Here is an 8,433-nt window from a genome sequence, read left to right as displayed (position 1 = left end):
ACTGTTGTTTAACAGGTCAATTCTGATTAATAAATTAATAATCATCAATTGGGATCTATGGCAACTCTATGCTTGTTTGTCACAGAAGACTGTTAAAACTTCTCTTTATTTCGCTGCTGTTCATGATTGCAATGAACGTACAAACAGGTCATGCCTCCGGCCACCAGAGTGAACCCGGATACAAGGCACCAGAAATCCGCTTTTTGGGTCTCTACGCCGGATTTAAAGCCAATAACTTTCACCTCAAGCTGGGTAACCATTATCACGTAATACACGACGTTGGAACCCCCAAAAAACTGTCCCTTTTTTTCAGGAATCAATGGTTGAGTCATCTGCCCGGGTTCCTGTTTGCAAAACTGCTTCCGCCTTCAATCATACCCTACCCTTCTTTCAGTCGCGGCTTCCCCTCACTGTCCCGGGCTTTTGGTGATGCCCCCGATTGCAATCCTCATCCGGTGATGATCGATCACTCTTTGCTGAAAAGCCGCTTATCAGTGCAAACCACTTGCATCGAAAATCATCCTGTATGGCAGATTACGGCTTCACCCTCGACATCATCGTCAGAGACTCAGGCCGTCGAGGGTGATTCTCTGTCTGCCTGGCTGTCGCTTTGGAAACTACTAAACGACACCCATACCAGTACCCTTTTCCTGCGTCCCTGGCGGGAAAGTCAGCAGAATCGCCTGCAGGCTATTATCTGCCAGACTAATCTGCTTACAGAGCATAAAAAGTGTCAGAGCGTTCTTATTGACTTCCCGCTGAACCACGCAAAACCCTGGCTATTGCCCGAACTGGCTAAAAAAGACATCATCAGCACTGACGGGCAAACCGCTTTAGACAGTGGCTATATCAAGCGGGTCAATCAGGCTATTCACTGTCTCTCTTCCCACAATAAGTTGTTTGGAGAACCCAATAAAAGCAAGTCAGCTGACAAAGCAAAAGTACACGCCTGCCAGAATAATCACTGGCTTTATCAGTGGTCGGATCAAAGCTGGCTTTACCAACCGGGTATTCCCGAGACTGCGGTAGAACCCAGCCCGGCGCTCATGACCGGGAAGTACTTTAACCTCTGGGCACTGGAAAAAGTATCGCCTGGCAATGATACCTGTCCAGCCTGGTCAAGATCTTCTTTATTCATCGCCCGCAACGACAGACATCGGAAATACCATTTCTGGGGAGCAGGTGACCCGGTGCTGCTGATGCGGTTCGCTGATGCCCCTTATAATGTCGAGGATCATTACGCCGGTTGGGACGGACCTGAAATTGGCACCCTGGTAGAAAGTGAGCACCTTAACCTGGCCGCCCTGCTTATGAGCACGGTGACCAGTACGCCCTTTAATCTCTATCAATGGCGGGGAATTCTCTCAGGGTTCATATCACCCATCCCCAAAAGCCTCAGTGCCCGGGTAAGGGAGCAGATTCAGAGCGACCCCGGTTCACTTTACCAGTTTGTTAAACGGCGGCCTGAGTTACTGAACAATGTGCTGACCTATTTAAACCGGGAGTTTCCGGGGCACCCTGTCCACTCACACTTTTCCGGTCGTGTATCACCTTATTTTACCCGTCAAACAGACGGAAACCCACTGGCTTTGGTGCCCCAAACAAGCAACGCATTCGACGGTTTTCATCCTCCTGCCATCCCTCATCAGCCAGATGTGTCACTCCCCTCTATGGGGTTTGCATCAGGCATAATGACTGCTTCTGGTGTCCAGGGGAATAATGGACCGCCTGAATCTCAGTCCTCCCCGAGTAATCCCTCTGCACAAAAAGCCGAACAAAGTGGCAACAAAAGTAAACGAACTGCCAGCTCTGTCGGTAGGAACAATATTGACGACAATGAGCCACCACCACCGGGCGGCAAGCATCCGGTCACACCAGCAGACGCAGTACCCTCAGCATCCTTGCTTAAACATCTATTCTATTTGTACAGGCGCTCCGGACTTCGGCCTGAAAGAATGGCCCATAGATCGGACTTTCTTTCAGAACAGCTTGGTATCACATCCAGGGAAAAATTTGACACCCTGCTCCGTCTATGCAAACCACCCGACTGTGGCAGTGAAACATTATATAACCAGATGCTCCGGGGTTTTGATCCAAAAAACCAACAACACATGATGCTGGCATCCAAAGCACTGGAAAATTCTATACAGGTCATTGTTACTGATGGTCGGGGATATCTCTCCTATAGCTACCATGACCACACACCTCAAGAGCCTCTGGATGGGCTTGAAAATATCCATATGTTTCTGTTTCACGAGAATCACACGGTAAAACTGTCTCATCAAAGTGACACCCCCCCCTGGTTCACTCACTTCCTGATCAGCTCCTACTTAAACAAGCAGGAAAACGAATGGCTGGAAGACAGTGCGTTTGAAAATACTTTATGGGAACTGTTTCCACAATGGCAGAAGGATATTTTGTTATGCCGGGAAACGCTCCAGTGCAACGCCATAAAATCTGCCAGCGAACGGCTGGAGGAGGCGTCCATAAAATCTGCCAGCGAAATACTACAACAGGCGTTCACTGCACCCGATACATTCATGCAGGGAGATCTCGGACAGAACCTGTTCAGGTTTTACAATAAATTACGCCTTGTTTGTTACCCGTTCGACGGTACAGAGAACCCTGATGGAACATTTTACGTTAGCAAAAACGTGCTTGGAGCAGTGGTTTTTTTCTGGGAAGAGTCTGCCAGTAAATATATCGCCTTTATAGCCCCTGATCTCTCCACATCTGCAATAAACGACAAAATACAGTCTTTGGATAATCATGTAAAAGATTATTCCGAGGGCGTATTTTTAGTAAAAAAACAGGATATCCGCTATGTGATTCCTGCACTCCTGGTGCTGGCACCTGTTTTTAGAAAAACCTATGCAGAAGCCGAGAGTATTATATCCGATACTGAAGATGCTTTTGTTTATGGGAGTTTAGCCAGATGGCAACATCTCTCGTCATTGTTTAAACCCACCGAACTGGGCAAGGTACCTGCTACCAATAATATTGATCTGGCAGTTGAGAATATTCAAAGTCTGGAAAAGATTTCGGCCTCCCTTGAGGAAAAGCTGACACGCGCCCTGCCTGGCACTACCGTGAGACGCAACAACTTTCACACCATAGCTTTAGCCAGCCCGAAAGAATTGCGGCGCACAGGGTTACTGCACACTTTAAAGATCCATTGCTTTCCCGATAACGGCAAAGAAAATACGATAAGATTCGCCGCTTGCAAGACCAAAAAATGGCGCATCTTATCGATCAATATTTCTGCCGGCCCTCAAGGGTATTTCGATTTCACCCGTGTAGAACCTTTTGCCAAGAGTTCCAGGCTACTTATGCCAAGCCTGCCCGCTATGGTTGAAAAACTGCTTCAGGACACACAACTTGATCAAACCTGCCCGGGCATTGATGCAAAGAAAAGGGGGCAAAATGCTCAAAATATATTAAAAATCTTGCTGGTGAGTGACACTGAGCAACAGGTTCAGGCGATTATTCAACAGTCACTGCTCAGCCGTTCTTCAGAATCATCCGGGTTACCGGAATTTCTGCTTCCTTATATCAAGCCCGAACCTGACAAGGCACTGGAAAGCAATAGTGATATTGACGAACAGGCAACAGTTTCTACCGCTGCTTATGTCGAAGCTAGAGAAGCGATAACAAAAGATTCTTCTTTCGATTCCCATGAGAACAAACAGAAACAACAAGAAATAAGCGACATTGCCACGGTACCAGAAAAAAACGATATCACAGTAGAAGCAAGCCCTGATGATCAACGCTCTGTAGTTGCTGATAACAGTGAGGCAATGGCACCTGATCCTGCTGAACGCTCAAATAAAAGAAAGAATAACACCCCAGCCCAAAAGTCAATCTCGAATACGATCGATTTCGAAACGGCCTTGTCTCAGTCCGTAGAAATATCAAACTGGCTTAAGGAGATGGATCATAGCTTTGCGGACGAGCTGAACAGGGCAACAAAGACACAAGATTGCAAAGCCTCTGCAGAAAGCGAAGCCCCGGCAGAAAATCCTGCGCCCGATAAAGAATCCAATACACTGCAAAAGCAACTGCATGACGGAAAAACAAAAACCCTGAAAACACTGGCCTGTTCCGGAGCATCGGCTGATACATCTACAGACCAGCCAGTCATCACCATCAACCTGGCCCATACCCCGGCCAAAAGCTTAGAACAGGCGGCTTATGAGAACCACTTTCCTTATGCGCAACTGGTTCAGGCGTTATTCATTCTGAACCAGAAATTCCCAGCTGGAAAATCAGAAGTATTGCAGATCTACGAAAAAACCTTCGAGCTACTGCTACCGGCAGCCATTGCCGGTATACCGCTTGCCTACCAATTATTAATCGGGATGCAATTGCGCAACCAACATCCGGCAGGCTGGCCTCAGATGGAACCTGTCAGCCGGCTGTTACGCAGCATGGCTTCCAGAGCGACAAGCTTCAACCAGGTAAAAGTTGAAGGTCTATTGAAGGGTGGATTTCTGGAGCAGCTCTATCAGGATACAGACGCCATAACCCTGACCAGGATTGAGCAGGGGTTAGCCAAAGAGTCAGACCTCTCAGACAGAGGCAAAGAGGTGAAGCACATTGTCAATGCCCTGAGAGAACCGGATACCGCCTCTGTATTAACAGCCCTGAAAGCAGTTCGACCCCGGACTCGTGAACTGCAACAAACCATCGGTTCACTGATACTGATACTGGAGAGAAAAAAAGAACCCGCAGTCGCTCAGATTCACAGTGAACTTTGGTCGTACAGCCTTAACGCCCTGCAAATTAAAGGCGCCTCGAAAAAAAAAGCTCAGCTCATGGATATATCTTATTTCCCAAACGTACTGGCCATGACTGACCTGAAGGCATTCATGGATACTGAGCAAACCGGACAACTGCTCAAATATCATCAACCCAGATTCATAGCCTTTTGGAAAATGGGTTTTTGGGAAAGCTATCTCAAGGCTTCTTTGAGCAAAGACAGTAAGGGTGAAAAGGAAATTTTTGACGGGCATCATAACAAAATAAGCAATAAAGCGATTAAAAAGTCCAGATCCGATTTAATAAAAGACTGGATGCTTGCCCGCTCTTTGCTGCTTGCAAGAGACTTTATTCAAATCAAAAAGGTTCCGGTTTCCCCCACTCCGGCGCAACTAACCTCTGGAACAGGTACACATTCTGAAAAGGCAAAAAGAACCGTAAAAGCAGCCAGGCAACCAAAAGACCTGAGGCCTGGCATCCGACCGTCAACAGGACCATACGATGAACAAATTTATAACCAGTATTTATTACAACTGGATAACAATATTATTCAGGAACTCAGACTTATTCAGAGCAACCCGGAGAAATTTTTGCAACAGGCAGAAAAGCAAATCACTGCATTCCGAAAGGCAATAATAAGAAATGGTAACCATTTAACAAACAGACTGGGAATCGGTTATTACTATTTTATGAAGGCACTGGCCATGATGGGTGCCAAAATGTCAGATGACAACAAAACCATTGAGTTACCCTTTGGCCCGGAAGTGAAACTCAACGCCAAAAGGATAAACGAAACTATTTTATTGTCTGGTGATCATGGCTTCCCTTATGCCCCGATACTCTTGCTGTTTTTTGAATATGCTATGGAAATAGAGTCCAGTGCAACATCCAGAGCCATTTACTCTGCATTCTCCGGGGTGTCACAGTCTATTGAGATTTTATTAGAATCGGATTCAAACCTAATGGTTATGATCGGAGTATTGCTCAAGTGGCTGATACTGATTCCAAAGCCTTTCGAACTGAAACTGGCCTTTGGTGCAGAGACTTACACGAAAAACCCGCAAAGCAATATTCCTGGCAGGGTAACAACTTCCATACGAATACTCAGAGAATTTATGGATCAGCTAACGGTAAAAGGCTCTGACGGCGCAGTTGATGTTGTTTTGAATCGAATGGACCAACAATATACTATTACCCAGCATCTGCGTAACGGACAGAATGAACGATCGTTAGTGAAAGCGGGAACTGCTGTGGCAGTGATAGCGACGTTGAGAGAGGCTGCGGCAGAGAGAGAGGCTTCGGCAGTCAGGGAAGCTGAGAATGCGGCAGCAGTAGCCATAGAGTTAGCAGATACAAAAGCGACAGCAGCAGCGATAGCGCTGGCAGAAGCTACAGTGGAAAAGAAACCTCAAAGGAGAGCGCCAGAGGAATCGGGAATGGTAGCGACAGCAATAGCGGAAACGAAAGCGGCAGTGACAGCGGCAGCGAAAGCAAAAGTAGCAGCGGAATCGAAAGCAGCAGAGAAAGCAAAAGTAGCAGCGAAATCGAAAGCAGTAACAAAAGCGGCAGCGGAAGCAGAAGCAAAATTGCAAGCGGAAGCTGATAAGGAAGCAATATTAAGACTGATTCTCTACCTCGCTTCTGGTCGATCGGATTTGTTGGATTCTGATTATCTGGATTTATCTATGTTGACCATTTACTATTCAGTCTTCGGCCTGGCATCAGACTCGAACGTGTACGTATCCCTGAAAGAGGCTCAGGGCAAGCTCTCTAAAGATACTGATCCTGATATTCGGGTAATGGCAGATATTATAGAACTTGCTTTTTATCTGGTTAGTGAATCACCAGAAGCAGAACCGGATCTCCCTCATCTTAAAGCTCTTCCCTTTGAAATCCAGGCCCGCACAACCGCACTTCATTTTGGTCATGACTTACGACTTCTGAAAAAAATAATTCATTTGCTTCCCGAAATGACTGCCCACGATAAAGAATCCTACTGGTACAACACCTTTTTTCTGATTCATGAGTATATTCTCAGGCTCATTGGTGGAAATGCAGAAAAGGCAAAAAAACTCCAGATTAAGTCCTACGACTGGGAAACATTTCTCGCACGTTTTCAACACTTTGTATGGCATAAGCCAGTAAACACTATTGCAAGTCATATTGAATCAAGAATCATCGAACATATTGTCTTTAATCATGAACACTTGAAAATGTTCACAGCTGGAAACGAAAATATTTTTATTATAGCTATTCAACAAGCGAGAAAAGCTGGCTACGAGGAATTAAAACAGCAGTTAGAAGAATATGAAGATAGAATGGACTCTCAATCATCAGAGATGTCAGGCTGGCTTCATTGTCTGGCTGGCCTGACACTTCTGGAGGCACAAATAAATTTGGACTCTCAGCAGGTAATATTAACCGGTCACAAAAGAGTTATGCTCAGCGCACATGCCCATTTCCAGAAAGCACGCCATCTCAACTTTCCTTATGCCGGTTATCTGGAATCACTAGTGGCTATGCGACTGGATAACTACCAGTATTATCAGGACGAGACATCAGAAGCCTGGCAAACAGACCTGGACAATAAGCCTGTTATTCAATACGCATCGACCAGAAAACCAGGGGAAAAGATCTTTATTGAAGCGGGTAAGATTGTCACGGACATCTTGCCAGGGCTATTAGCAAGCTCTCTATATGGTGTACGTTTTGCCGTTGAGGCAGCCATCAGAGTCTTTACTGATAAACGCTTTAATCTTTTGCATATCCCCCAAGCTGGTTGGCCGACAGTGATCGCAAAGCATTTTTTAATTAGCCCCATACACCATAACATCCAATTTGTGTTCAGCAATGATGTCCCTGAAGTTGAAGAAGCGTTATTTCAGAGTAAAAGTGATCCTGAAAGTATTGAGCAAATACTTCTGGAACCACTGGAGAAAACAAGGCTTTTTCCCATTAACCAAAGAATAAAGCAATATAGTTTTTGGCTGAACAGTGAAATCAAAAGTGGTGACAGGCCAAAAAATATTAAAAACTATTTAAGCCTTGTTAACGTTTTTTTGTCGGATAAATCAGAGGCGCCTGATACATCATCTGAGGCAACTGCTGCTGATATTGACCAATTACCAGAGGCTATTGCCAGCTACGAGCTAAGCCGATATGACTATACAAACCTGTTTAAAGCACTGCGGGAAACACCACAACCTGACACCGGTTTTGATGAATACGTTTATAACCTTCCGCAACTTAAATCGCACCCGGATTATGAAGCTATAAGCCATGTTCTTTTGAAAAAACATCGCACAAAGTCGGCCCTGATTCACTATTATTTTTGGGCGTACGAGACCCTCAATGATAGCAGTGACAACGAACGGGATCTGTTCTGGGATGGGATCATGAGACAGAAGATTGAAAAAGATGAAAAAATGAGAAACGTTTTTTTGGCACTGCTGGCAACCGCCGATCTAACACTTAAGTACGATGATAACCGGATGGCCGTGAGGACCGCATTCAAAGAATACAATCTGGAAATTAGTTTCTGGATGACTTTGTTTCACTTTTTCACACACGCTTCCGAGCTTTTTTTGCAAGGCTTAGAACAGACAAATGGCGATGAGATAATGACGTTTATTGAAAACCAAATAAGAATGTTGGATCTTTAAAAAGTTGTTGATA

1 protein-coding gene is annotated in these 8,433 nt (G+C 45.4%); it reads left to right on the top strand.

Going from position 1 to position 8,433, the window contains the following annotated elements; all coding sequences use genetic code 11:
• The first annotated feature begins 131 nt into the window (after positions 1 to 131).
• Complete coding sequence (locus tag ACOMHB_RS11515) at positions 132 to 8,420, top strand: hypothetical protein (RefSeq protein WP_448216710.1); 8,289 nt, start codon at positions 132 to 134, stop codon at positions 8,418 to 8,420.
• The last annotated feature ends 13 nt before the right edge of the window (positions 8,421 to 8,433 follow it).

The sequence above is a fragment of the Endozoicomonas sp. 2B-B genome (assembly GCF_053470045.1).
The sequence above is the reverse complement of the archived record's forward strand: the minus strand, read 5'-3'. Positions and strand labels throughout refer to the sequence as shown.